Below are 25,575 nucleotides of genomic sequence, written 5' to 3' on the forward strand. Positions count from 1 at the left end.
GTGATGTCGAGCTTCTTTATTAATCGGCCTATCTTCGCCTGGGTCATAGCCATCGTGCTGATGCTGGCGGGCGGTCTGGCGATCCTTAAGCTTCCCGTTTCGCAATATCCAACGATTGCGCCACCGGCGGTGCAAATCACGGCCAGCTATCCGGGGGCTGATGCTAAAACCGTGCAGGATACGGTGACGCAGGTTATCGAACAGAAGATGAATGGCCTTGATGGCCTGATGTACATGTCTTCCAACAGTGATGCGATGGGCAATGCCACCATCACCCTGACTTTTGCCAACGGAACCGATCCGGATATTGCCCAGGTGCAGGTGCAGAACAAACTGCAACTGGCGATGCCGTTGTTGCCGCAGACGGTACAGAGCATGGGTATCAACGTGCAGAAGGCCAGCAGCAGCTTCCTGATGGTGGTGGGTTTTACCGGCGCGAAGGGCAGCTCGCTGACCCAGGCGGATCTGGCCGATTACGTGGCGTCGACGGTGCAGGATCCCATCGGTCGGACCCAGGGGGTCGGCCAGGTGCAGCTGTTCGGCGCGCAGTATGCGATGCGCGTGTGGTTGGATCCTAACAAGCTCAACAACTATCAGCTCACCACAGAAGACGTGGTGCGGGCCATCAAGTCGCAAAACAACCAGATTGCCGGCGGCCAGCTCGGCGCGCTGCCGGCGCCGCAGATGCAGCGGATGAATGCGTCGATCATCGCCCAGACGCGTCTTAGCACGCCACAGCAGTTTGGTGACATCATTCTACGGGTGAACGAAGACGGCTCGCAGGTGCGGCTGCGTGACGTGGCGCGCATTGAGCTAGGCAGTGAGAACTACAGTTCCAGCGCCGAATATAACGGACGCCCAGCCGCCGGGCTTGGTATCAAGCTTGCTACCGGGGCGAACGCGCTGGATACCGCTAAAGCGGTGAAAGAGGTCATCGACAACCTGAAACCGTTCTTCCCGCAGGGCATGCGGGTGGTCTATCCGTATGACACCACGCCGTTTGTTAAAATCTCCATTCACGACGTGGTGACAACGCTGCTTGAAGCGATCGTCCTGGTGTTCCTTGTGATGTATCTGTTTATGCAGAACCTGAGGGCCACGCTGATCCCCACCATCGCCGTTCCGGTGGTGCTGCTGGGGACCTTTGCAGTGCTGGCGCTGTTTGGCTTCTCGATAAACACCCTGACGATGTTCGGCATGGTGCTGGCGATAGGCCTGCTGGTGGATGACGCCATAGTGGTGGTCGAAAACGTCGAACGCGTGATGATGGAGGAGGGGCTCTCGCCGAAAGAGGCGACGCGTAAATCGATGTCGCAGATCCAGGGGGCGCTGGTGGGTATCACCATGGTGCTGTCGGCGGTGTTTATCCCGATGGCGTTCTTCGGGGGCTCTACCGGGGCTATCTATCGCCAGTTCTCGGTGACCATCGTCTCGGCCATGGTGCTGTCGGTGCTGACGGCGATGATCCTCACGCCCGCGCTGTGTGCCACGATCCTCAAACCGGGAAACCATGCGCCGCAAAAAGGTTTTTTCGCCTGGTTCAACCGGATGTTCGCCAGCAGCACCGATCACTATGCAGGCAGCGTCGGGCGCATTATTCATAAAACGGGCCGCATGATGGCTCTGTATCTGGTGATTGTGCTGGGTATGGCGGCGATGTTTATTCTGCTGCCGACATCGTTCCTGCCGGACGAAGATCAGGGCGTATTTATGAATATGGTGCAGCTGCCGTCCGGGGCCACTCAGGCACGCACCCAGGCAAGTCTGGATAAAGTGACGCAGTATTATCTGCATAAAGAAGCGAAAAACGTTAATTCGGTGTTTACCGTTGCGGGCTTTGGCTTCAACGGTAACGGGCAGAATAACGGCCTGGCGTTCGTCAGCCTGAAAGACTGGAGCCAGCGCAGCGGCACGGCAAACCATGTGGAGGCGATTATTCACCGCGCCAATATCGCGTTTCATCAGCAGATCAAAGACGGCGTGGCGTTCGCCTTTAATCTGCCGGCTATTACCGATCTGGGTACCGCGACAGGCTTTGACTTCGAACTTATCGATAAAGCCAATCAGGGGCATGCGGCGCTGACCAAAGCGCGTAATCAGTTGCTGTTTATGGCGCATAAATACCCGAACGTGGTGACTAAAATTCGTCCTAACGGCCTGGAAGATGCACCGCAAATGAAGCTGGAAATCGATCAGGAGAAAGCCGAAGCGCTGGGCGTCAGCAACGATGCCATAAACCAAACGATTTCCACGGCGCTTGGTGGGACCTACGTTAATGATTTCCTTGACCGCGGGCGGGTTAAAAAAGTCTACGTTCAGGCCGATGAGCCATACCGTATGCTGCCTGATGATATCAATAGCTGGTACGTCAAAGGTAAACACGACCAGATGGTGCCATTTTCGGCATTCGCTACGGCGAAGTGGCAATACGGCTCACCGCGTCTGGAGCGTTACAACGGTCAACCGTCGATGGAGATCCTCGGCGAACCGGCCCCAGGGCGCAGCTCCGGCCAGGCAATGATGCTGATGGCTAAACTGGCCGCTAAGCTGCCGCAGGGCTTTGGCTATCAGTGGACCGGCATGTCATATCAGCAGCAGCTTTCGGGCAGCCAGGCTCCGGCGCTGTACGCCATTTCGCTGGTGGTGGTGTTCCTGTGCCTCGCGGCATTGTATGAGAGCTGGTCTGTGCCGTTGGCGGTGATCCTGGTGGTACCGCTCGGGGTGATTGGCGCCCTGACTGGCGCGATGTTGCGCGGGCTGAACAACGACGTCTATTTCCAGGTCGGGTTGCTCACCACCATCGGCCTGTCGGCGAAGAATGCGATTTTAATCGTTGAGTTCGCCAAAGAACTGATAGAGAAAGAGGGTAAGGATCTCATTGCGGCAACCCTTGAGGCGGTGCGCCTGCGTCTGCGGCCGATCCTAATGACCTCGCTGGCCTTCATTCTCGGCGTGCTGCCGCTGGTGATAAGCGATGGTGCCGGCAGCGGGGCGCAAAACGCCGTCGGTACCGGGGTGATGGGCGGGATGATCAGCGCCACGCTGCTCGCCATCTTCTTTGTCCCGGTATTCTATGTCGTGGTGATGCGCTGCGTTAACCGCAAAAAATAAGGTCTAATAGCGCAGCGGCAGGTGAACGATGCGGATCAGTTTCCCCCGTTGCGCTTCCAGATATCCACCATCCGTTAGATTTTTCATCACCCGCAGGATCGTACTGCGTGACAGCTTGGTCGTTCCGAGAATGTAATTGAGGATTGTGGTCGATTTCCGCAGCGTTTCATCGTGTTTTTCCAGTTCCAGCAGCTTGCCGCGAATAGTGTCGTAGGCATTGTCATTCAACAGGTGCAGGTCACGCCAGGTAGAGAAATGCAGGTGGAAGGCGAGCACCCGGGAAACGTCCTGCCACAGGGCAGGTTGTTGATTCAGCAACGCCTGCGCTTTTGCCCCGGAAAGCGCATAAACCTCGCTATCGGCAGCAAATTTGACGTAGGTAGTGTCTCCCACCGGAATAACCAGTTCAGCCAGGCCAAAAATATGCGGGGCCTTCGCCATGCTCATTTGCAAATCGTCCACACGGCGGTGCAGCCAGAAATTCCCGTTCTTCAGCAGGTAAATTTCCGGACCATTTTTGTGAAAACTGCGCGGGCGGCGCGTGACGATTTCATCGGCCTGCGGCAGCAGGACAGCCATCAGCCGCTCGATACTTTCCAGCGGCTTTAGGTCCATGATTTTATCCAGCGTTAGCTGAAAGGGGTCGTCAGGATGAAGCTTTGGCGTTGTTGTCATTCAGAAGCCATACGAGTAGACGTGCTGCAGGTGTCATTGTTTTTAAAAAGATACCTACACCATAGAGTAATAACCGTAGTGCTTCAAACGGGTTTCTGTAAGCCTCTCTCAGAGGCAGAAACAAAAAAACAGCGACCGGGAGCCACTGCTTTTAGGGGACGTCAGAGGGGGGTTACCAACGGCGAGTTGCCATCCGTCCGCCAAAGCGATCGTCACTTTTGATGGAGGCCATCAGCCCCTGGCGCGGGTCAAAACGATTAGGCAGGGTCATTCGCGGTGGCATCCTGGCGGCCTGTCGATCCAGACCGTTCTGCTGCTTCGGTGACAGCCTGACCGGACCCGGCGCCATTGGCAGGTGATTGACATGGGGTTGCTGATGGTAACGCGGCGGCGTGTTAACCCGCGTACCGTTAAACGAGGCAATATGCGCTGGCGAAAAAGTATTATGTACCGGAGAAAAATGCGGGACGCGCACCGGACCGGGTGCCAACACCGGCTGATGGAATGCCGGGTGCGCATTCACCAGGGTACGGTTTACAAAGGTCCGGTTGTTGTAGATAACCGTCGGGCTAGCGCCCCAGTGCATATGCCAACTGTTCCAGCCCCAGTTGTTATCCATGGCCGCGCCAACCATCACCCCGGCAGTAAAACTGATGAGGCCTGTGGCCACCATGTCCGCACTGCTGTATGACGGTGGTGGAACGTAGCCCGGATAGTAGATAACGGGTGGATTGCCGTACACGGTCGGCGGATACACCGGCACATACACCACTCCGGCCTGGGTCGGTGCGATCGTAATGGTCCGAGGGGTTGCGGGTACTGATTTGGCGGCGCTGGCCTGTGCGATTGAAGGCGCACTGTGGACCTGCTGCTGTGGCGTAGATTTCAGGGCGCCACTTTGCTGCGCTCGCTCACGCAGTACCTGCACGGCGTTCATCACATCCGCTGGCTGGCGGGTATAAGCATCGCCAAGCTGGTGGGTCCACGGGATATTCAGCGCCATCTGCGCCAGCACATCCGGGAACGTAATCAGCGATTTCACCGCGGCGGGCCAGTCTTGCATCTTCAGTTGTAAAGTCAACGTCTCGCCTTTCAGCGTGCTGTGCTCGCGCTGCCACTGATAAGCAGCCGTGACCGCATCGGGCACGGTGCTGGCGGCCAGCACCTGCGCCAGCAGGCTATCGGGGAAAAGGGCAATCGGTGATACCAGCGAGTAAAGCTCATCGGCACCGATCAGCGGATGTTGTACCACTGACGATGTCGCATACGGGGCCGGCGGCGGGGTATCGACGGCCTTCTGGTCGCAACCCACCAGCGGCAAGAGTAGCGCTAGTACGCCGCATAACGCATAACGGTTTTTCACCATAATCACCTGTAAGAAGACGTATTTGGAATATGTTATGGAAACCGATCGACGCTGGCGGCTCAAGGAAATAAGAGTTCCATTTGGCACTCCCGCCTCAGTTGATGGCTGGTGAGGCGAGGGCGGGTATATTAAATCAAGGCATATTGTTGTTAATTTATGTTTAGGATGAATTTAAATCATGGATGATGCAGCAATTACCACATTGTTCTTATTATAAAAATTTAACCTTGGGGTGACTGATTTGATGAACTAATGTTAAACGGTCAATTTAGTAGCCTTTTTACACAGTTCAGTCAGTTTTAATTGTCTATTATATGAACTAAGACTACCTGATGCTTTTCCGTATAAAACTTGATTAAGAATATTCTTGTCTTAGTAGTTTTAGCGTATGGTATAAAACCACGCATTAAAGGACTACCTCATGTCAGGCTTTATTCGAGACCCTCTGAGTGATATTCAACTCATTGCTGATAACTTACGAGATCGTTACAAAAGCGGTTTCCCCGTACTGAAAGAAATTGTTCAAAATGCGGATGACGCCAGGGCTGAGTCGCTAATACTCGGTTGGCATGAGGGTCTTGAGGAGGCTGAGCACCCTTTATTACGTGACCCGGCCATATTCTTTGTCAATGATGCCAGGCTGAGCGAGGCAGATGCGAAGGGGATCCGTTCAATTGGTTTAGGCAGCAAAGCCGGTAATCAACATGCAGTCGGCAAGTTTGGCCTGGGAATGAAAAGCCTTTTTCATCTGGGTGAGGTCTATTTTTATGTCGGTAGCGACTGGCAGGAACATAAAGGGCAGTATGCAAAAGCGGATGTACTAAACCCATGGAGCGCAGAACGTCCAGGCTGGGAGTCGTTCAGTGACAGCGATAAACAACTGCTGCAAAACACCATCGCGTCAGTGGATGCCGGTTTTGCTGCTAAGGACTACACATTTATTGTCTGGATCCCGCTGCGCTCGGAGTCCATCGCCGCAGCACGGGGTGAGCAATACAATTACATCATCAATAGCCCCGATTTTGAGCGTGCGGCACCTTCATTTATTACCGATCCTCGTCTGCCTGTACAACTAGGGCATCTGTTGCCCATGTTGAAAACACTCAAAAATATTGCCGGATACACGGTGACAGTGGATGCGGCAACACCGCTTTTTACTGTGCAACTGCAGGATGGCTCTGGCAGATGTACTTTCCCGGATACCGGCCCGGTTCAAAACTGGCAGGGGAAGATCGCCCTGCAATCCGCTCAGGGTGACATGCTATCTCCCCTTAGCTACGTTGGCGTGGAGACCATGCTGGCGTCAGCGCCTTTTGCGCAACTGAAAGCCCATCAATTTTGGCCGATCAGCTACGGGCGAAATGCTGCCGGTGCTGAGCAGAAAATTGAGGACAAAACAAAGCCTCATGCAGCGGTCGTGCTGCTTGCCAGAAAAGCAGGGGATGAGCAGGCGACGCTGACCGTTCGCTGGGCGGTGTTCCTGCCGCTGGGAGATCAGGATGTCTCTCAATCAAAGCAGGCGTTCGTCACCCACATCACAGGCAATACCAGCTTTGAGATATTCCTCCACGGCTATTTCTTTATTGATGCAGGGCGCGTAGGCATTCACGGTCGGCAGAGCATTGGTGGGAATACCGCCCTTGAACCCAGCTCCGAAGAGAACGTCACCCACGAATGGAACCGCCTGCTGGCCAATGAGGGCACGCTGGCGCAGGTTTTAGCCTCGGTTAGCCTGGGGGCCGCCCGGCTCTCTCTGACGAGTGAGCAAATCATGGCGCTAAGCGAAGGATTACAAAGATATTTTAACAGCAATGAAGGAAGCCGTTACCAGAGCCATGCCACCGCGAAGCATCAGTGGGTTTTCCAGATGCTGCCGGGAGAACGAAGCCGTTGGTCGCTTATTACAGGACATCAACCAACACGACCGCTTCCTGCGCCGGTCTCTAATGACTACGATCGCGTCTGGGATACGTTACCTGAGCTAAAAACACTGGCTGAAGGCTATACGTTATTTGAACTCGGTAAACCCAATATCCTGGCTCAGCAGAATGCTCACTGGCAGAGCGAAGAGATTAGCGCGCTCCTGAGGTCAATCTCCCCACGCGTGTTTGGGTCTCAAATCCAACTTGGTTATCTTAACGAATTCCTCGCAAGCCTTCCTGAGTCGTTTCTGAAGAGCAATATACGTTGTCTGGAAGCATTAATTCGCCTGGCGAAAAACGTAATGGCGGACATGAAATTACCAGAGTTATCCGCCAACAAAACAGCCGTCTGGCGATTCCTGAGTTTTATTCCCGAGACGTTTCGGTGGGTGTTTTTAATTGAAAAGGATGAGCAGCGCTTATGGGATACGCTTCCGGTACTCGAGATCGGCCGCGTGTTCGTTCCGGCCTGTGTCGTTCCCGAACGTGAACGCAGTACGGGTACGCTGAATATTGACGATGCAGATAAATGTCTGGTCGCCATTGCCGGGAGTGCTATTCAGGATGAACGAAAGGAGAAGGCTTCACTCGAACTTCTCTCGTCGCTGACCGCCCACGATAGAGATGAAATACTGACAAAGCGCGATACGATCAAGCTGTTCAGGGCCTATCGTGCGGGCCAGTCCAGGTCATTTCTGGAATCCCGGCGGACGCTGCAGGCGCTTTTCCAGCAGCGCCGTCTGTTCCGCCGCGGAGAGGCCGGAAGTTATCAGCTTGGCGAGCTTCTCGAAGACGCTTTGCAGGATCGCCACATTGTCTTTATCAATAAAGAGGTTAACGACAGGCTGTTTAACGGCAAAGTCTCCGCCTGCGACACCCAGGCCGTACTGCGTTTGCTGGAAGAAAGGCCAATGCTGGCGCAAGCAGAACGCCGCGCGGAACTGGTCGCGAAGCTGCAGATAGAAAGCGCATTAAGCATCGAAGAACAACTTGCCGTGCGCTATTTACTTCATGCCTGCAAACTGGATACCGACCCGTCCTGTGAACTCTGGTCCGTTGTTCAGGAAAACCCGGTTTGGTCCTTGTTGCATAAAGAGACGCTGGCCAGTGATAAGGACTGGCACATCATTCCCTATGCACTTTCTCACGCCCTGCGGTTTAACTACCAGGAAAGAGAGCGTCTTAATCTTAAAGAGATGAATGCCCGCAATGTGCTGGAGGCGCTTGGCGACGATATTCTTGCCGTTGATTTTTCTTCGCTGGTGCAATCGCAGGAATATGCAGAAGAGATCCTGCGTTACATTGAAGATGACACCATCTGGCAGCAGCTCCCTCTGCACAGAACGGTTAACGGTGAATTTGTCTCCATTACAGAGCATTGCGCGCTGTACAGTGACTATCCGCTTCCCGACATGCTGGCACAATCGGTGATCTGGATCGAACGCGCATTAACGCGTGAGGTTCAGAAACGTCAGGATAGCATTTTGCAGGGAATTGATGCGAAGAGGGCGATTGCCCTCGCTCTCAGCCAGCAAACGCCATCACGCTACAATCGCTTTATTATTGAACAGTTACACCAGTCAGGCCGATTACCGGAACTTTGCGAACTCAAAACAAGGCCCTGGCTACTGGCCAATGGCCATCCCGTTGCTCCCGCTTACGTGATAGCCGGCCAGCCTGAAAACTGGCGCGCCTGTTATCTGCTCAGCAAAGAGAGTCACCAGCTTTTCTTCAGCGAACAGTTAGATACTGATAATACACACGATCTTGCACTGATTAGGCCGCTGTTGCTGAATAGTGCGGATGAAACCGTTGCCGCTGCGTTAAAAATAGCGGCAACCACGCCGGGTTATCAGATTGGTCAATGCCGACCGACAGCGGAAGTGCTACAGCAGGCGGCGAATTATGCTGACGTCTTTAGCGCGCTCAAAGGATGGAAGCTGCTCATTGAATGCTTTAACGTTTCCAGCGGTGGCGCTATTTTTTCCCGCGGGCGCGGAAATGCTAACCGGAAACCTGGTTGATGCCGGCCTGCTGGTTCAGGCACATGAGCGTTTGGTCTCTCTGGGGATCCCGGCGGAGCAGGTTGCACAGCTTCGGGGAGCGCTGCTTAGCGCGATATGTGCCAGTTCTTCGGCGCATGCTCTGTTGCCAACGTTAACATTACGCACCCAGGCCAACAGCTACGTGAGCGCAACGCAGCTCTGTTACGGGGTTATCGGTGCGGCAGCAAAAGCGCTGATCCATGAACAGGACTGGCAAATCATCAAATCTGCGCTGCCAGAGCGTGTGCAGGCGGCCTCAGCGACGGACTCCGCCCTCGCGCTGGCTGACAATACGGCCTTTTTGGGCACGGCCGGTATTCTGGAATCCTATTTCTCTCACTGGCAAAGTCAGGTTACGAATGGCTTAGCGATCGCCGCCAACATGCTGTTGATGTCCGGTACATCTGGGGTCGAAGCCGCGAGCCTCCCATATCTCGGGCAGCATACCGTCGATGATCTGATCGGCAAAATGGGGCAAAACTGGAAGGTACTGACTTCGGAACCGGATAATCCAGTGCTCTTCCCGGGTAAATCGCTCCGGCAGGCGGTCTCCTCGATGCAGTTCTCTCTGACCCAGTTTGAAGGGGACATGGCGACAGTTCACTCCATTCTGAACAACCCGATAGAAATAGAGCTGGAATCCGATGCACGCACGTTATTTATCTGGGAAAGACACCGTTTTGCCAGCTCAACCAAAATAGGCCTGATGCTGCGCAAGCTGCCGGTTATGGAAATGGGGGAAGTGCGTCTGCTGGAAATTTTAAAGCAGAGTGCCGAACTGTTGTTGGAAAAAGTCTACGGTCAACGACTCTCACTTGATCATATCTGGGGCAAATTCACCGGTGCTGAACAGCTGGATATTCTGACCGCCAAAATAACGATGCTCGACAGCATCGTATATCAACTGGAAGAGCTGCGACTGCATGATGCTCCCCTGGCAAGGCTGCTTGAGGGGTATTATGAGGCACGGGATCCCGAAAAAGGGCGCTTCAATGAGCATGCTCGCGCCCGGGCGCTTGAGAAGATTAGCGCTGAAATTGAGAATCGTAGTGACCTGCAAATGGCCATTCTGCAGGCGGTTCGCCATAAGATAACCCAGGCACAGTACCATCCGCAGAGTATCCCCTTCGAATTATTCCAGAATGCGGATGACGCGCTCATTGAACTGGCAAAACTGGGCGTTGGCGAAGCTGAAATTAATGACCGCAGCATATTTAAAGTGCGGGTTCGTCACCGTGAGCTGCAATTTTTTAACTGGGGACGTGAGGTTAACCAGTTCCGCGCCGCGGGCAGTGCCATTGATGGCACCGACTTCAGATTTAAGACCGATCTTGAGAAAATGATTGCCCGGAATCGTTCCAACAAAGATGAGAAAACCACCGGGAAATTTGGACTGGGCTTCAAAAGCTGCCTGCTCGTTACCGACAAGCCGCATATTGTTTCAGGGCGCCTGGCCGTGCAGATTGAGGGCGGGATTTTACCTAACGTCAGCGAGGATCATGATGCCTTGTTCAAACTGGTGCGTGAAGAGCGTCTGGAGGGAAGCTACAAACCGACGTTGGTGTCATTACCGCTGCTGGAATCGTTCAACGCTGATAACGTGCTGCAGTCTTTCAGCAGACACGTGGCTTTATTACCGGTCTTTGCCAGGCAGATCCATACGATTCAACTCAACGATGAGTCGTATCACTGGAAACCGAAATCCAGCGAACTGATTGAAGGCTTAAGTTTTGGCTCAGTACGGGTATCGTCGTCGAAGCGCAAGAGCGATATCACGATTGCGGCCCTGAAAACCGACGCAGGGAGCTTTATTTTCCGCCGGGGACCGCAGGGGCCACTTCCATTGGGGAATCATTACAGTATTCCACGCCTGTGGAATCTGGCGCCGCTGCTGGGGGATATTAAACTCGGTTTTGCTATCAACGCGAATTTCGATGTGGATATTGGCCGTAACCAGTTGGCAATTACCTCTGCGCATAACCGGCAACTCTTCACTGAACTGGGCGGCAAGCTGGCGTATTTCCTGTCCCAGCTCTTCCAGCGTAGCCAGAACAACTGGCGGGAGATAAAAGCGGAGTGGGAACTGGATGATGAGACCGACTTCGCCACGTTCTGGGGGAATCTGTGGCAGGTGCTGCAGGAGAGCATTCCTGGCGCAAAAAGCCAGGCAGAAAGTGACAGCGGCGCAGATTCTTACGCTGATTTGATTCTGCACATGTTCAACGCTGACAGCGGCGGGATCCTGGCGTTCTATCGCTCGCACAAAGCGCTGCCCACAGGATTGAAGGGGGCATCAGTACCGCTCATCTCAATGACCACCGTCACCCATCGGGCAAGCGAGTTACTGAGCAATATCTCGTCGCATGTCTCGGGGCTGTCCACCTTACAACGCTATTTCCAGCAAGGGCAGCTAGTCAGCTTTGCGGTAGGGCGATCGCTAATCGATTCAGGCCTGCTTGTTCCTGCACTGGAACTGGAGACGCTACTGGACGAAGAGTTGGATGATGGTTATCTGTCTCCGTCTAAGGCTGCACAGCTTCAACCTGTTTTTAATGAAACGTTTGATAATCTGCTTAACAAAGAGAAGGCGACGCTGGAACAGGTCGAACGGTTCAAAGAACGATTGGCTAAAGTCACCGTATTGATGGAAAACCATGCCCACCGGCCGGTTAAGGAAGCGCTGTTGCGTCAGGCACAACATCCGAGCGGGGATGAAAATTTGGTGATCGATTTTGCTCCGCATGCTTTCATTCTGTCGTCTCAGTATAGCGAAAGTGATATTCGATTTATCGACAGATGTCGGCGCGCTACGCGACCATATAACGTGGAAACACTGGATAAGTGGGCAAAATCGCAGGAGCTTGCGTCTGACCCGCGTAAACAGAAAGCACTGTGCTGGTATCTTGTTGCTGGGCTCCACGGTGAGGCGCTGGCCGATGGTTTCAAAGCGACACAGGCTCCTCACTGGCTATTTACGATTGATGTTCAGCATCTACAAAAATGGGGCTGGCAGCGAAAATATATCGATATTTTCCGTAATGTTCGCATGATAACGGAACATGAACGCAACAAGCGAATTCATGAGCAGCTTAGCAAAGAGGGCCGATCAACGCTGGGCCTGACCGAGGCGCTGGAGCGCATCTATGAGTGGTGGGAGAAAGAGGCACCGGAACGCACCACCTATGACAATGAACTTTATCCGGATGGTCAGTTTGAATGGTTGGCTATCAAAGAGGATGAACATCCCGAGCGCTTTAACAAAGCGTGGCTCCAGTTACTGTTCTTAGGTTCCTGCCAGACCCTGGGACGTACCCGGGAGTATCAGCATCGCGATGCGCTGAAGTTTTTCAGCCAACAGAAATGGTGGGATGTGTTCGTGCGGACGGATAATGCGGACGACTGGTTTGAGGTGATGGATCGCTATCTGGCAAAATCCATCACCGGTGAAGCATATCGGGTATGGCTGCAGATACTGCCGCTGTACCGTTTCTCCAGTAACCTGACGGATTATATCGATCTCTTCTGGTCTGCGGAGTCGGGGCTGCCAAATATTAGCGACCTTATCCAGCCGGGGCAGAGCGCGATGTTGTCCGGCAGCAATTTTGCGCCGCCTGAGTTGAAATCCACGCTTGGCATCGGCGTGAATTTCATCCTGCGTGAGCTATGCCGCCATCATGTATATGAAGATCACTCATTAGCGCCGCACTGTTACATGGCTTCCGCTGGGGTCAGAGACTTGTTAAGTCATCGGCTGCCAGAAGGGGGATTGCAGCTGGATTCAGCCTCGGCAGAGCATTCGAAGGAAATCCACGCTTTTCTCTGCCGACATTTGGGGGAAGAGAAGGCCACCTTTAACGGTGCGTTTGATATTCCATTACGCGTTCTGGCCAGAAGTGATAATCGGGAACGCCTGGCAAAAATTCTGGAAATAGGCAGCTGGAATGAGAAAAATGATGAGTGACGATGACATGGTCTTAACCGCAGGTAGCCAGGTCAGACATCCGCGTTTTGGGATTGGTGAAGTGCAGCTGGTCCGCAATGGCACCGCGCTGGTGCGCTTTGAAAGCGGCTTTCAGGAGCGCCCGGTTGACGAACTGGAGCCCGTTAAAAGCTCCCGTGATGCTATTGCCGAAGGCGAGTTTGATAACCTGCGAGAAGTCATAGCCCGCTGTCAGGCATTAGCCATCCGCTCGATTAATGATAGCTGGGGAGTGTTCTCTACGTCACGCATCAACCTGCTGCCGCATCAGCTATGGGTATGTCACAACGTTCTGCGAAAATGGCCGGTTCAGAAATTAATTGCCGATGATGTGGGGCTGGGTAAAACCATCGAAGCAGGTTTAATCTTATGGCCACTGATTGCAAAAAAGCGTGTGCGGCGTTTGCTGGTGCTGACACCGGCTTCGCTGGTAAGCCAATGGCAGGAACGCCTGCGTCTGATGTTCGATATCCGGCTGACGCTCTATTCCCCGGATATTGATACGGAACGCTCTGATTACTGGAATACGCACGATCAGGTTGTGGCATCGTTGCCGACATTGCGCAAAGACAGCCATGGCCGCCACGATCGAATGCTTAATGCCGAAAACTGGGATCTGTTGATCGTTGATGAAGCCCATCACCTCAATAATCAGGAAGATACTGGCGCAACGCAGGGCTATCGCTTTATACAGAACTTAATAGAGCATCATAAATTTGAGTCACGGCTGTTTTTCACCGCCACTCCCCATCGCGGCAAAGACTACGGCTTTTTCGCATTACTGCAACTGCTGCGGCCCGATCTGTTTGAACCACATAAAGCGGCCGATCTGCAGCTTGCTGGGGTTAAACAGGTCGTCATCAGAAATAATAAACAGCAGGTCACCGACATGGAAGGGAACAAGCTGTTTAAACCCGTCCAGGTTGGCTCCAGAACGTATATGTTCTCTGCCGCCGAGCAGGCATTTTATGACAAATTAACCACCTTTATTCTGACCGGCCAGGCCTATGCCTCCTCTCTGACGAAAGTGGATCAACGTGCCGTACAACTGGTACTGATTGCGATGCAAAAACTGGCAGCCAGCTCGGTCGCCGCCATTTATGCGGCAATCAGCGGCCGCATCCGTCGACTTGGAGAAAGTAAGCTCCGTTTACAAGATATTGGGCAAGCGCTATTGCTCCTTGCTGAAGAGCTGGAATCCCCCGAGCTGGATGACCAATACGTCGAGCTGGAAGCGGAATATGCCAGCATGTCGGTACAGGTGGCCCTGATGGAGAATGAATTGCCCATGCTTGAAGAGCTGCAGCTTCTGGCATCGGAGGTTCAACAGGAAACAAAGATCCAAACGTTGATCAATGTACTGGAAAATGAGTTCAAGGACCGTACGGTTGTCTTCTTCACGGAATATAAGGCCACTCAGGCACTTATCGCCAATACGTTACATCAACGCTATGGTTTTGGTTCAGTCGGTTTTATCAATGGTGAAGGTCGTCTGGACGGTATTGTTAATGAGTCTGGAGAGCGCTTTAGCTGGTCAATGAATCGCTATGATGCTGCGGGACAGTTTAAAGAAGGGAGCATCAGATTTATTATTTGTACCGAAGCTGGCGGGGAAGGGATCGATCTGCAGGATAATTGCTATTCCATGATCCATGTAGACCTTCCATGGAACCCGATGCGTCTGCATCAACGTGTCGGTCGACTCAATCGCTATGGGCAGCGCCAGCAGGTAGAAGTCATCGCTTTACGCAACCCGGACACCGTAGAGTCAAGGATCTGGGATCTGTTAAATACCAAAATTGAAAACGTCATGCGCTCTTTGGGCGCAGCGATGGAAGAGCCGGAAGACCTTTTACAGCTCATTCTTGGTATGACGGATAAAGGTTTTTTCAATACGCTATTCTCAGAAGGCCTGGCCGAAGATCCGGAGAGCCTGAAAAAATGGTTCGACTCCCGAACAGGAACGTTTGGCGGGCAGTCAGCCGTAAGCGTGGTTAAAAATCTGATTGGCCATGCGGAAAAGTTCGAATACCAGAATCTCGGTGAGGTCCCGAAACTCGATCTTATTAATATGCAAGGCTTCTTTGATAACATGCTCAAGCTGAACGGTCATCGCCTTGAGACAAGTGACGAAGGGCTGATAAGTTTTAAAACGCCTAAAATCTGGAGTAATCAGTTCGGGATCAGGCGCCGCTACGATGCGCTGTCATTTGACCGTTCTGTAAAGGATAAAAAAATCGAAATCCTGGGCATTGGCCACCCCATTTTCGATAAAGCGATAAACCAGGCGGAGCAGTTTGATGCGACGGCGGCCATTGCAAAAGGCATAGAGGCTCCGTTATTCGTTTATTTGCTCCGGGATCAGGTTACCGGTGATAACGGTAACCAGTCATTTACCATCGTTGGCCTGCGTGCAGGCCCAGAGTTCAGGCTGCTTATTAATGAAGAACTCATGCTTGAACTTTCCGGTATATACGAAAAGGTCCCTAGAAATGCCAGGGATGTTTTCTGGAATACGGAATACCAGTTTGATTACAACGCGTGTCTTGCCGAAATGGAAAAGGAGCTAGAAACACGGTTACCGATAATGAACCTACCCTATGAGCATGTCACTTATTCGTTGATAGCGACTTTTTTACCGTATGTAGGCAGCGAGACAAACGCGGGTTAATCAAGCGGATCCATTACGTGGGGCAGGCGCTGCCCCAAACCTGCCTCCATTTTCCCGGCAATCATCATTAATGTCTCCCCATCGTAATTGGCAACGCCATCGCACAGAATATATGACTTCACTTCCCGGAGTCGTCAGAGTAAATCCCTGTAGTCGGGTGAGGATATTTCGGGAGTATGCGCCTGCTCAAACACGCTACCCGTAATCAGGTTTTGTAGAACGTCCGCTAAAAATGTTCACATCCAGAATCATGGGTCTGTTCATTAATGAATTTTTTGCACAAATGCATTCGCAATTGGCCTACTAATCGAGGTTAGTTTTTTATCTTAAACTGAAGGCTCTTACAGGGTGGAGGTACTCACAGTGGAATTTTCAGTATTAAGCAATAACAGTAAAATGCCGATGGCAGGTTTTGGTGTTTTTCAGGTCACCAACAAAGACGAGTGCAAACAGTCTGTGTTAACTGCCATTCGCGCCGGTTATCGCCTCATTGATACTGCCGCAGTGTATGGCAATGAAGACGCGGTTGGTGACGCAGTTCGTGAGGCTATCGCTGAAGGCTTGTGCACACGTGAAGAGTTATTTATTACCTCAAAGCTATGGGTTCAGGACATGGCTAACTACGATACAGCCAGAAAAGGCATCGCGGCGTCGTTAGCAAAATCGGGCCTTGAATACTTTGACCTTTACTTATTGCACCAGGCGATGCGCGACTATTTTAGCGCGTGGCGGGCATTAGAAGATGCTTACGACGAAGGTAAGCTTAAGGCCATTGGCGTATCCAATTTTTATGCTCACGTATTAACAAACTTTTGTGAGACCGTCAGAATCAAACCGATGGTGAACCAGGTTGAACTGCATCCTTACTTTGCACAACCCGAGGCGTTGGAAACGATGAAATACTATGGCGTTCAGCCAGAGGCCTGGGCACCATTAGGCGGTGGCAGACATAATCCGTTTGAAAATAAAATGCTCCAGCATATTGCTGACGCGCATCAAAAATCAATTTCTCAGGTTATATTGCGCTGGAATATTCAACGCGGCGTTACGGTTATCCCTAAATCCACTCATCGGCAGCGCATTGAAGAAAATATTGCCATCTGGGATTTTTCATTGACCGACGGTGAAATGGCACAAATTAGCGCTCTTGATTTAGGCTATGTTGGTGAATCGGTAAAACACTTTAGCCCTGAGTTTGTTCGTGGTTGCCTTGGCGTAAAAATTCACGATTGATTTAAATTAGACCACGCCAAACAGGAGTTCAAAAATGAAGCCAGAAGATAATACGCATAGCATTGTTGCTGAAGTCGCGCCCGCGATGGCTGCGTATGCTGAACGATTTATTCAAAAGGATCTCTGGAATCGTCCGGAATTATCCCGTCGTGACCGCAGCTTAGTGACGGTTGCGGCGCTTATCAGCCGTAACGACAGGGCTGAACTTCCCCAGTATCTTAGCGTTGCGCTGGACAGTGGCGTGAAGCCAGCGGAAATTGCGGAGACGATTACCCACTTAGCCTTTTACGCCGGCTGGCCAAATGCTACCGCTGCGGCGCTGGTCGCACATAACATTTTTGTGCAACGCCATATTGATATGGCGTCATTGCCGGGTGAGACAGTGGATTTTCTCCCTCTGGATGAAGAGACGGAAAACAAACGTGCCACCCTGGTCGGGTCAAACTTTGGTAAGGTTTCGCCGGGCGTGGTGAAGTACACGACTGAGGCGCTATTCCTCGACCTGTGGTTGCGGCCTGGTCTGGCACCACGCGACAGAAGTCTGGTCACGGTAAGTGCACTGGTGACGGCCGGCCAGGTAGCCCAGGTGCCTTATCATCTTAATCGGGCAATGGATAATGGCCTGACCGAGACTCAGGCCTCAGAGATATTGACTCAGTTAGCCTTTGTGTCGGGTTGGCCAACTATCTTCTCGGCGCTACCGGTATTTAAAGAGGTGTTCGCAAGCAGAAATCCGGACTAGCCGATAATGTGTATCAGAGGCCTGGTTTGTTTCACAACCAGGCCTCTTATGGGCAGTTAATCGAGCTTTTTATCGTGAATGAACTGGCTGACTAAATCAGCAATCTGCACATTATTAAGGTCAGAGAACGGGAAATGGGTATTTCCTTTGATGCCGATCTCAGGCAGATGCGTCACCGTCACATCCCCGCCATGCTTGTTCACCACGTCACGCCACTGGCGAGCCATTGCCAGACGTACGCGCCAGCTGTCCTGCGCGGGCATGGCGACAGGCTTATCCGGTATGTTATCGCCGTAAATAATCAGAATTGGGATTTTAGTCAGCGCCATAAACTGTTCCATCGGCACTGGCTCACCCTTCAGCGTGTCGAACGCACTGGGCATCGGGGCAGGGAGCTCATTTTCCGGGAAGACAAAGCTGCTGCCGGGCTCAAAGGCAACAATAGCTTTGACCTTGTCGTTTTTCATCGCTGTGTACCAGCCCGGTCCGCCGCCTTGCGAGTGGGTGAAGAGGATCGCCGGGCCGGATTTATCCACCACGGCGGACATCGCATCAGAGATAACGTTGATATCAAACGGCCCGGTATTCGGGGTCATTTGACGAAAATACTGATTCAGCGCTTCCTTATAGTGAGAGAACTGGACGCCTTTAAAATAGTCTGGCCACACGCCAACACGGAACTGATTAAACCACAGCTGCTCATCCGGTTTTGGCGTCACCGTCCCTTCTACGATTGTGCGCCCGGCGCTGCCCCGGCGGGGGTGATCGACAAGATAGGTTGAGAATCCGCGACGCAGGAATATGTTCTGGAACCCTTCACGACCATCCGGGGTACTTTCCCAGGTACGGGAGAACTGACCGGCGCCGTGCAGCATGACGATAGGGTATTTATGCGGGTGTTCCGGGATTTGGTAGAACACCGACGCATGATCGCCATGATAAGTTTGACCGGCAGCGTCCAGCGGCTTTTTCGCGTCAAATGTGCCAGGTGCCGTGATAATAGTGCCGCCTGCAGAAAAGCTCCCTTGTTGCTGAATGACCAATGGCTCGGCATACACCGACTGCGCCATCAGGCCACCTGCCATCACGCCGATGGCCAGCGTTTTTACTATTGTCTTCAAAATGACATCCTCTGTTATGTTTGCTGTTCAATCATATCTGAGTTAGCGGGGGTAATTATTTAGCACCCTTGATTGCCCTTATTGGGCTGGCTCATCAATACGTACAATTAGCCGCGTATTGCCTCTAACCAACTGGTGACCGTTTCTGTGGTTCGGCGCTCCTGATCGCATTCAATGACCAGCGGTTTTTCCCGGCGGGCAGAGGGGGCCAGACCGGCAAGGATGTCGTCGCTGTCGCCTTTACCGTAGCCGCCGTGGGTAATAAAGGGGATCAGCAATTTGCCCGCAAGGTTATGGCTGCTAAGAAACGATTGCACGACGGGAGGCACGCTGGTCCCCCAGATGGGGAAGCCCAGATACACGGTCTCATAGCGTGAGATGTCGGCAACACTATTTTTTAATGGTGGTTTGACTCCCCGTTGGCGCTCGTTTTTCGCCTGTTCAACGGTCTGAAAATAGTCTTCCGGATAAGCGGTGGCCGGTTCGATTTCAAACAGATCGGTATTCAGGCTGCGGTGAATGACGCCCGCAATCACCCGTGTGTTGCCGCTGCGGGAAAAGTACGCCACCAGAATTCGGCTTGTGCCGCGCGGGTTTGTGTTCCCCGTCGCAGCGGGTGCCAGGGAGACGTTTGCCAGCGTCAGCCCGGCAAGTGCGGTAATCAGCATTCTGCGGGTGGGATCATGTTCCATAACCAATCCTTCTATTTACTCGCAAGCGCTTGCTGCAGCGCTTTTTCAGCCCGTATCGCCGCATCCGCTTCGCCATGTTCACGCAATACCTGCGCCAGCTGGCGCAGCTGGGCTGCCGTCAGACCGACCCGCATGCTTGCTCGCGTATGCGATAGCAGCTGTGCTTCAACGCCTGGTGTGGCCGCTAATGCCCCAACCGTTGCCAGCTCGCGGCTTTGCCAGTCAAGGTTATCGCGGGCAAAAATGTCGCCGAACAGATGCGTTTGCAGAAATTGATTAATGACCGGCGCAAAATCAAACACAGGGCCCTGGACGGGAGCGCCTGAGATAGTGGTCTGGTTTGCGGTACCGACACGATGCAACTCATCTCCGACAGGGACAGGAGCGGCCGGCTCTTTGCCGACGACGTCTTCAATGCCACGTTGTTGACGTGCATCGACGACCGTCATCAGTTCGTTAAGGGCATTCAGGCTACGGGGGAAGCCCGTATAAGCATAGAGCTGGACCAGAATTTCTTTGGCTTCGTTGATGGTGAGCCCTGCATCAAGCCCCTGATTCAAAGCAGCATTCAGCTTATCCATCTGACTACTGGCCATCGATACCGCTATCAAAGGGATGGCCTGCTGACGAGCGGACAGCGTATCTGTGACCGTTTGTGCCTGGTTCATTTCTGCGGCTCCTTGATTAACTGGTGCAGCATTTACCGTGAGAGCGAAACTAAAGGTCAGCAGCACCGCTGCCGTTAATGCCTTAATGGGCGTGGTATTGTTCATCTGTCACTTTCTCCATCCAGTTAACGCTTTGGCCTTCTACAACCCCGGTTATCGCCAGATGCGTCATGGCACTGCCAGGCGCTGCGCCATGCCAGTGTTTGACGCCTGCCGGGCAAGAGACAACGTCGCCAGCCCGGATGACCTGCACCGGTTGGCCTTCTTGCTGGGTGAGCCCGATGCCGGAGGTCACAACCAGTCGCTGACCTGCCGGATGCGTATGCCAGGCGGAGCGGGCACCAGGTTCAAAGGTGACATAAGCGCCGGAAACCTGAATCTCGTTATCCGGTTTGAACAGGGGATCAACCCGCACGCGACCGGTAAAGTTCTCCGCTGGCCCATTCACTGCGTTCTGGCTTCCGGCAGGCGCGATATGGACAGCGGATGGTTGCTCTGCAGCCCAGGATGAAAATGCAAAGAGAGGGACTAACAGCCCGAGGTAACGTAAATGTCTGATCATGAAAAAGCGTCCTTATCTACGATGGTGAGGATGACCTGCAATAATTCTAATAAGGGCGGGATGTCGTCAGGCTGACGCCACCCTGACAATTGTGTCAGTTACCGGTCTATTAATGAAAATAAGGGTTAAGCCGCGCAAATAAAATAAGGGTGAATTCGTCGCAATTAAAAAAGAGAAGTCAATTTCGGCCTGTTTTCTGACAAAAATGTTATTTCACTGTCACGCTGCTGACAGCGCTATATCCCTAACCTGAGTTGGCAAATTTAATTATGCTGGCATGCATGGCCAGGCTGACAATTAACGGGAGATAAAATGAAGTTCAGTCTTTTAAGTGCAATACTGCTCACGGCAATGGCCGGAGTGACGTCAGCCAATGCGGCTGATTACAAGAAAAATCCCTTCACGCTGGTCTATGACGGTGCCATCACTGAGAACGTCAAAGGCAAGGTCAACATCCACCCGGTGAAATACGATCTGCACGGCATCCAGATTGCGGCGAATGTCTATACGCCGGCGAATTACGATCCTGCCAAAAAATACCCTGCCGTGGTGGTCGCACATCCTAATGGCGGCGTAAAAGAGCAGGTCGCCGGGCTGTATGCCCAGCGCCTCGCCGAGCAAGGGTACATCACAATTACTGCCGACGCGGCTTATCAGGGCGCAAGCGGGGGGATACCTCGCAGTGTGGATAAACCGGCTAACCGCATTGAGGATGTTCACGGCATGGCTGATTACATTAGCCAGTATCCGGGCGTTGATACTTCCCGCCTCGGTCTGCTGGGTATCTGCGGAGGCGGTGGATATTCACTGGTGGCCGCCGAGACGGATAAACGATTCAAATCGATTGCCACCATCAGCATGTTTAATTCAGGTCTGGTGCGCCGCAATGGTATGCAGGATTCACAGCTGGATACCATCCAGCAGCGGCTTCAGCAGGCTTCTGATGCACGCGCTCAGGAAGCTGCCGGTGGCGAAGTGCTTTACTCTGGCGATGCAAACCTGACAGATGAACAGATCGCCAAATTGCCCTTTGCCTTATATCGGCAGGGCTATGAGTACTACTGGAAAACGCACGCACACCCGAATTCAACGTTTAAATACACCACCAGCAGCTTGTTGGATTTGATGAACTTTGATGTGACCGATCATATCAATCTCATCAATAAACCACTGCTGATGATTGCCGGCACAAAGGCGGATACGCTGTATATGACCGAGGATGCGTTCGCGAAAGCGACCGGAACGAAGGACAAAGAGCTCTTCCTGATCGATGGCGCTACGCATATTGAGACCTACTGGGTACCTAAATACGTTGACCAGGCAGTGCAAAAGTTAGACATTTTCTTCGATAAAAATATTTAGTTACCCTCCGCTGATACCCCAGTTATGCAGGCTGGGGTATAGCCATTGCCTGTAGTCACATTTCGCTGAATTTTGCGGTATTTATTCACTGCAAAACAGACATGTGATGATTGGAAAACTACCTGCTGGTGGACAAAAACCAGATCTCTCTAACAAAAATTCTCACGAGCCATAATAGTGCGTTAAATGCTTTGTACTGGTGCAATTATTTTTGAATGTTGACATGGTTAATATTGTTTACTTTTTTCATCGAGTTAAATGGCCTGGCTGACGTGTTATTGCACCAGATTGCACCGTTAATTTGATTTACCCACCCTATAAAGCAGATTAATAATGATTATAAGTATAATTATTTTGACCTGACAGAGTGATAAGGAGATAACCCACCCACATAAGAACAGACTAAATTGGTTTCGAGAAAATAATGTCCAATAGTGTTCAGGCAAAAAAAGCCGCCCTCGGTGCCTTCATTGGTACAACAATAGAGTTCTACGATTTTTATATTTATGCCACAGCGGCCGCACTGGTCCTTGGACATGTATTTTTCCCTGCTGAAGACCCACTGGTCAGTACGCTTGCCGCCTTTGCTTCTTTTGCCGTAGGATTTATTGCCAGGCCCCTGGCAGGCGTCGTTTTTGGTCATCTGGGCGACAAGTTAGGCCGTCGCAAGATGCTGCTTTTTACGATGATGCTGATGGGGCTTGCCACCACCGCAATAGGCCTTATTCCTGGTTACGATAAAATCGGTATCTGGGCGCCAATACTTTTAGTCACTTTCAGGATCGTACAAGGTATTTCGGTAGGCGGCGAGTGGGGCGGTGCAGTGCTGATGGCCAGTGAACATGCACCACATGGACGCAAAACGTTCTTTGCCTCTTTTGCGCAGTTGGGTAGCCCGGCAGGCCTGCTGCTGTCTCTTATCGCCTTCCGATTGGTGTCAATGCTGGATCAGGAGGCCTTCTTGTCATGGGGATGGCGTTTGCCATTTTTGGCAAGCGGCGTGTTGATGATGGTCGGACTCTTTATCCGCATGCGGGTGGATGAATCGCCGGAATTTGAGACATTAAAAGCCAAACGTGAACTTGCCGATAATCCAGTCATTGACGTTTTGAAACATTACTTTCCGCATATATTCTTCTCGGCTATTGCCGTCACAATTGGCTCGGCCGGCTTTTTCTTTACCAATATCTTTATGATCACCTATGTCACGCAATATATTGGCATAGCGAAGTCCACAATACTTGACTGCCTGTTTGTGGTGACAATTATTCAACTTATATCTCAGCCTGCTTCTGCACTCCTGGCCAATAAAATAGGTGAGGGAAGATTTCTTAAAATAGCGGCAGCGCTATGCCTGATTACACCATATCCGATGTTTATACTGGTCGATACGAAAAATCTACTGCTGATGACGCTAGGCATTGCCGTCGCGGTCGTTATCCTCTCGGCGCTTTATGCCGTGGTGGCAGGTTATATGGTCTCCGTTTTCCCAACCAGGCTGCGTTATTCAGGAATCTCTATTTCTTATCAGCTGATTTGCGCTATTGCCGGCGGCACGACTCCGCTGATTGGTACCGTGATTGCGAAAAATTACGCCGGGCAATGGCTGCCTCTGGCGCTATTTTTCAGCCTTCTGTCGACTCTGTCCCTGCTGGGTGTGATCGGGCTGAGCCGGCTCAAAGATCCAACTTCAGCCTCTGAGGCTGAACTTTTAGAAAGTAAGTAAGGAGCCTCTATGACACTACAAGAAAAAGTTACTCCAGCAGAATGGCTGGCACGCTGTGAACTGGCGGCGCTGTACCGCCTGATAGCCCATTTTAAAATGACCGATATGATTGACACACATATTTCTCTGCAGGTTCCCGGTGAACCGGATCATTTTCTAATCAACAAGTATGGCGTGCTGTTCGAACATATGACGGCATCAGATCTGGTGAAAATTGATTTTGACGGTGAAATTGTCGAAGACTTTGAAATGGATAAACCCGTTAATGCTGCTGGTTTTGTCATTCATTCAGCGATCCACAGCGCCCGGGACGATGTTCACTGCATTATCCATACCCACACCGCGGACGGTATGGCGGTATCAGCCCAAAAACAGGGCCTGCTGCCGCTCACACAACACGCACTGAAGTTTTACGACAATCTGGGCTATCACACCTATGAAGGCATTGCATTGTCACTCAGCGAAAGGGCAAGGCTGGTGGACGATTTAGGTTTTTATAATGCGATGATCCTGCGCAACCACGGTCTGCTTGGCGCAGGGAAAAGCATCGCCTGGGCCTTTCACGAGATTTATTTCCTCGAACGTGCATGCCAGGCACAAATTAAGGCGCTCGCAGGTGGTGCTGAACTGATCTTCCCTGCCGAAGAGGTGTGCCGTCACGCGGCCCAGCAATTCAGGCGTGAGGGAATTGATACTATCGTCAATAACGGCTGGCAAGCCGCCAAGGGTCTGATCGTGGCGCAGAAAGAGTCCTACTGCTCATGAATAATATCGTTATTGTCACGACCGTTGATGCTTTCCGCAGCCAACTCATTGAGGCTTTCAGTCATCATCGCCCGGACATTCCGTTGGTGCTGCCGGACGATGCCGCCGCCGAAGAGGCTGATGTTGCCGTGTGCTGGTTCCCGGAGGCGGGGACCGTGCGCCGATTTCCCAAACTGAAGCTTATTCACTCCGTGGCGGCGGGCGTCGATCACCTTGGTCAAGAGCTGCTGGATTCTGGTATCGATGTTTGCCGTATCGTGGACAGCGACCAAAAGCAGGGTATGTATGAATACATACTCTGGGCCGTACTCTATTTTCACCGCAACTTTGATTGGGTCATAAAAAATGCTCGGGACAAAACGTGGTTCCGCTATCCGCAGGTTTCGGCAGGAAAACGGCGTATTGGCCTGATGGGATTGGGAGAGATAGGGCGTTTCGTTGGCGTAAAGCTGTCAGAGATGGGCTATCGGGTAAATGGCTGGTCACGTTCGCCGAAATCAATCCCCGGCGTCGCATCATTCTACGGCCACGAGGGGTTGGATGACTTTTTGTCACAGACCGATATCTTAATCAACTTATTACCGCTGACGGCGGATACCCAGGGCATTCTGTGCCAGCAACTGTTTAAAAAGCTACCCCAGGGCGCAAGCCTGATTAACTGCGGGCGCGGACTGCATATGGTGCCAGAAGATCTTGTTGCTTGCGTGGCCTCCGGACACCTACAAGGCGCCGTGATTGATGTTTTCCAGACAGAACCGCTGCCTGCTGGCGATCCTCTGTGGACAACTGACGGCATCCTGGTTACCCCCCACATGGCTTCCGCCGCCTCATTTGAAGCCATTGTTAAACAGGTTGGTGCCAATATCGACCTTTTACGGGCGGGGAAACGGCTCAACAAAATCGTTAATCCGGCCCTCGGATATTAGGGCATAAAT

Annotated in this window: 16 protein-coding genes; 10 read left to right on the top strand and 6 right to left on the bottom strand. The window is 52.2% G+C overall.

Annotated elements, in window-relative coordinates; translation table 11 throughout:
- Positions 1 to 3: 3 nt before the first annotated feature.
- The gene (locus ACMYSO_RS01855; protein WP_434668993.1) at positions 4 to 3,111 is read left to right on the top strand and encodes an efflux RND transporter permease subunit; all 3,108 of its coding nucleotides are present in this window, start codon (positions 4 to 6) and stop codon (positions 3,109 to 3,111) included.
- Positions 3,112 to 3,114: 3 nt separating this feature from the next.
- On the opposite strand, the gene ACMYSO_RS01860 is transcribed toward ACMYSO_RS01855, so the two are convergent.
- Both ACMYSO_RS01860 and ACMYSO_RS01865 read right to left on the bottom strand, forming a co-directional pair.
- The gene (locus ACMYSO_RS01860; RefSeq protein ID WP_434668994.1) at positions 3,115 to 3,726 is read right to left on the bottom strand and encodes a helix-turn-helix domain-containing protein; all 612 of its coding nucleotides are present in this window, start codon (positions 3,724 to 3,726) and stop codon (positions 3,115 to 3,117) included.
- Positions 3,727 to 3,958: 232 nt separating this feature from the next.
- Complete coding sequence (locus ACMYSO_RS01865) at positions 3,959 to 5,152, bottom strand: DUF3300 domain-containing protein (protein WP_434668995.1); 1,194 nt, start codon at positions 5,150 to 5,152, stop codon at positions 3,959 to 3,961.
- Positions 5,153 to 5,573: 421 nt separating this feature from the next.
- Here ACMYSO_RS01865 and ACMYSO_RS01870 point away from each other — a divergent pair, with 421 nt between their 5' ends.
- The 5 genes from ACMYSO_RS01870 (at position 5,574) to ACMYSO_RS01890 (ending at position 17,744) form a co-directional block, all read left to right on the top strand.
- On the top strand, positions 5,574 to 9,098 hold the full coding sequence (locus ACMYSO_RS01870; RefSeq protein ID WP_434668996.1) for a sacsin N-terminal ATP-binding-like domain-containing protein: 3,525 nt from the start codon (positions 5,574 to 5,576) through the stop codon (positions 9,096 to 9,098).
- Positions 9,076 to 13,080, top strand: coding sequence for a hypothetical protein (locus ACMYSO_RS01875; protein WP_434668997.1), 4,005 nt, complete (start codon positions 9,076 to 9,078; stop codon positions 13,078 to 13,080). Before ACMYSO_RS01870 ends, ACMYSO_RS01875 begins: the two co-directional genes overlap by 23 nt.
- Entirely contained in the window at positions 13,070 to 15,769 is a 2,700-nt protein-coding gene (locus tag ACMYSO_RS01880) for a DEAD/DEAH box helicase (RefSeq protein WP_434668998.1), read from the top strand. The genes ACMYSO_RS01875 and ACMYSO_RS01880 overlap by 11 nt, the downstream gene beginning before the upstream one ends.
- 363 nt (positions 15,770 to 16,132) lie before the next feature.
- On the top strand, positions 16,133 to 17,002 hold the full coding sequence (locus ACMYSO_RS01885) for an aldo/keto reductase (protein ID WP_434668999.1): 870 nt from the start codon (positions 16,133 to 16,135) through the stop codon (positions 17,000 to 17,002).
- A gap of 34 nt (positions 17,003 to 17,036) precedes the next feature.
- Positions 17,037 to 17,744: a carboxymuconolactone decarboxylase family protein gene (locus ACMYSO_RS01890; protein WP_434669000.1), complete on the top strand. Its 708-nt coding sequence runs from the start codon at positions 17,037 to 17,039 to the stop codon at positions 17,742 to 17,744.
- 56 nt (positions 17,745 to 17,800) lie between these two features.
- Here the strand turns inward: ACMYSO_RS01890 and ACMYSO_RS01895 are convergent, their stop codons facing one another.
- The 4 genes from ACMYSO_RS01895 to ACMYSO_RS01910 all read right to left on the bottom strand — a co-directional run bounded on the left by ACMYSO_RS01895 (position 17,801) and on the right by ACMYSO_RS01910 (position 20,787).
- A complete protein-coding gene (locus ACMYSO_RS01895) occupies positions 17,801 to 18,865 on the bottom strand; it encodes an alpha/beta hydrolase (protein ID WP_434669001.1) in 1,065 nt (354 codons plus the stop codon).
- 107 nt (positions 18,866 to 18,972) lie between these two features.
- Entirely contained in the window at positions 18,973 to 19,557 is a 585-nt protein-coding gene (locus ACMYSO_RS01900; protein WP_434669002.1) for a flavodoxin, read from the bottom strand.
- 11 nt (positions 19,558 to 19,568) lie between these two features.
- Positions 19,569 to 20,330 (bottom strand): carboxymuconolactone decarboxylase family protein, encoded by a 762-nt coding sequence (locus ACMYSO_RS01905; protein WP_434669003.1) that lies wholly within the window; start codon positions 20,328 to 20,330, stop codon positions 19,569 to 19,571.
- Positions 20,308 to 20,787 carry a (R)-mandelonitrile lyase gene (locus tag ACMYSO_RS01910; RefSeq protein WP_434669004.1) on the bottom strand — a complete coding sequence of 160 codons (480 nt, stop codon included), beginning with the start codon at positions 20,785 to 20,787 and terminating at the stop codon, positions 20,308 to 20,310. Before ACMYSO_RS01910 ends, ACMYSO_RS01905 begins: the two co-directional genes overlap by 23 nt.
- A gap of 312 nt (positions 20,788 to 21,099) precedes the next feature.
- Here ACMYSO_RS01910 and ACMYSO_RS01915 point away from each other — a divergent pair, with 312 nt between their 5' ends.
- The 4 genes from ACMYSO_RS01915 to ACMYSO_RS01930 all read left to right on the top strand — a co-directional run bounded on the left by ACMYSO_RS01915 (position 21,100) and on the right by ACMYSO_RS01930 (position 25,566).
- Complete coding sequence (locus ACMYSO_RS01915) at positions 21,100 to 22,149, top strand: CocE/NonD family hydrolase (RefSeq protein ID WP_434669005.1); 1,050 nt, start codon at positions 21,100 to 21,102, stop codon at positions 22,147 to 22,149.
- A gap of 424 nt (positions 22,150 to 22,573) precedes the next feature.
- The gene (locus tag ACMYSO_RS01920; RefSeq protein WP_434669006.1) at positions 22,574 to 23,875 is read left to right on the top strand and encodes an MFS transporter; all 1,302 of its coding nucleotides are present in this window, start codon (positions 22,574 to 22,576) and stop codon (positions 23,873 to 23,875) included.
- A 9-nt stretch (positions 23,876 to 23,884) separates the two neighbouring features.
- Complete coding sequence (locus ACMYSO_RS01925; RefSeq protein WP_434669007.1) at positions 23,885 to 24,640, top strand: class II aldolase/adducin family protein; 756 nt, start codon at positions 23,885 to 23,887, stop codon at positions 24,638 to 24,640.
- A complete protein-coding gene (locus tag ACMYSO_RS01930) occupies positions 24,637 to 25,566 on the top strand; it encodes a 2-hydroxyacid dehydrogenase (protein WP_434669008.1) in 930 nt (309 codons plus the stop codon). The genes ACMYSO_RS01925 and ACMYSO_RS01930 overlap by 4 nt, the downstream gene beginning before the upstream one ends.
- Positions 25,567 to 25,575: the final 9 nt, after the last annotated feature.

This window comes from Klebsiella sp. B345 (assembly GCF_051131735.1).
Classification (GTDB): domain Bacteria; phylum Pseudomonadota; class Gammaproteobacteria; order Enterobacterales; family Enterobacteriaceae; genus Klebsiella.

Coding starts and splice junctions, on each gene's coding strand:
- ACMYSO_RS01865 (WP_434668995.1), bottom strand. CDS start 5,152: ATGGTGAAAAACCGTTATGCGTTATGCGGCGTACTAGCGCTACTCTTG.
- ACMYSO_RS01930 (WP_434669008.1), top strand. CDS start 24,637: ATGAATAATATCGTTATTGTCACGACCGTTGATGCTTTCCGCAGCCAA.
- ACMYSO_RS01920 (WP_434669006.1), top strand. CDS start 22,574: ATGTCCAATAGTGTTCAGGCAAAAAAAGCCGCCCTCGGTGCCTTCATT.
- ACMYSO_RS01880 (WP_434668998.1), top strand. CDS start 13,070: ATGATGAGTGACGATGACATGGTCTTAACCGCAGGTAGCCAGGTCAGA.
- ACMYSO_RS01915 (WP_434669005.1), top strand. CDS start 21,100: ATGAAGTTCAGTCTTTTAAGTGCAATACTGCTCACGGCAATGGCCGGA.
- ACMYSO_RS01855 (WP_434668993.1), top strand. CDS start 4: ATGTCGAGCTTCTTTATTAATCGGCCTATCTTCGCCTGGGTCATAGCC.
- ACMYSO_RS01900 (WP_434669002.1), bottom strand. CDS start 19,557: ATGGAACATGATCCCACCCGCAGAATGCTGATTACCGCACTTGCCGGG.
- ACMYSO_RS01875 (WP_434668997.1), top strand. CDS start 9,076: ATGCTAACCGGAAACCTGGTTGATGCCGGCCTGCTGGTTCAGGCACAT.
- ACMYSO_RS01925 (WP_434669007.1), top strand. CDS start 23,885: ATGACACTACAAGAAAAAGTTACTCCAGCAGAATGGCTGGCACGCTGT.
- ACMYSO_RS01870 (WP_434668996.1), top strand. CDS start 5,574: ATGTCAGGCTTTATTCGAGACCCTCTGAGTGATATTCAACTCATTGCT.
- ACMYSO_RS01860 (WP_434668994.1), bottom strand. CDS start 3,726: ATGGACCTAAAGCCGCTGGAAAGTATCGAGCGGCTGATGGCTGTCCTG.
- ACMYSO_RS01890 (WP_434669000.1), top strand. CDS start 17,037: ATGAAGCCAGAAGATAATACGCATAGCATTGTTGCTGAAGTCGCGCCC.
- ACMYSO_RS01910 (WP_434669004.1), bottom strand. CDS start 20,787: ATGATCAGACATTTACGTTACCTCGGGCTGTTAGTCCCTCTCTTTGCA.
- ACMYSO_RS01905 (WP_434669003.1), bottom strand. CDS start 20,330: ATGAACAATACCACGCCCATTAAGGCATTAACGGCAGCGGTGCTGCTG.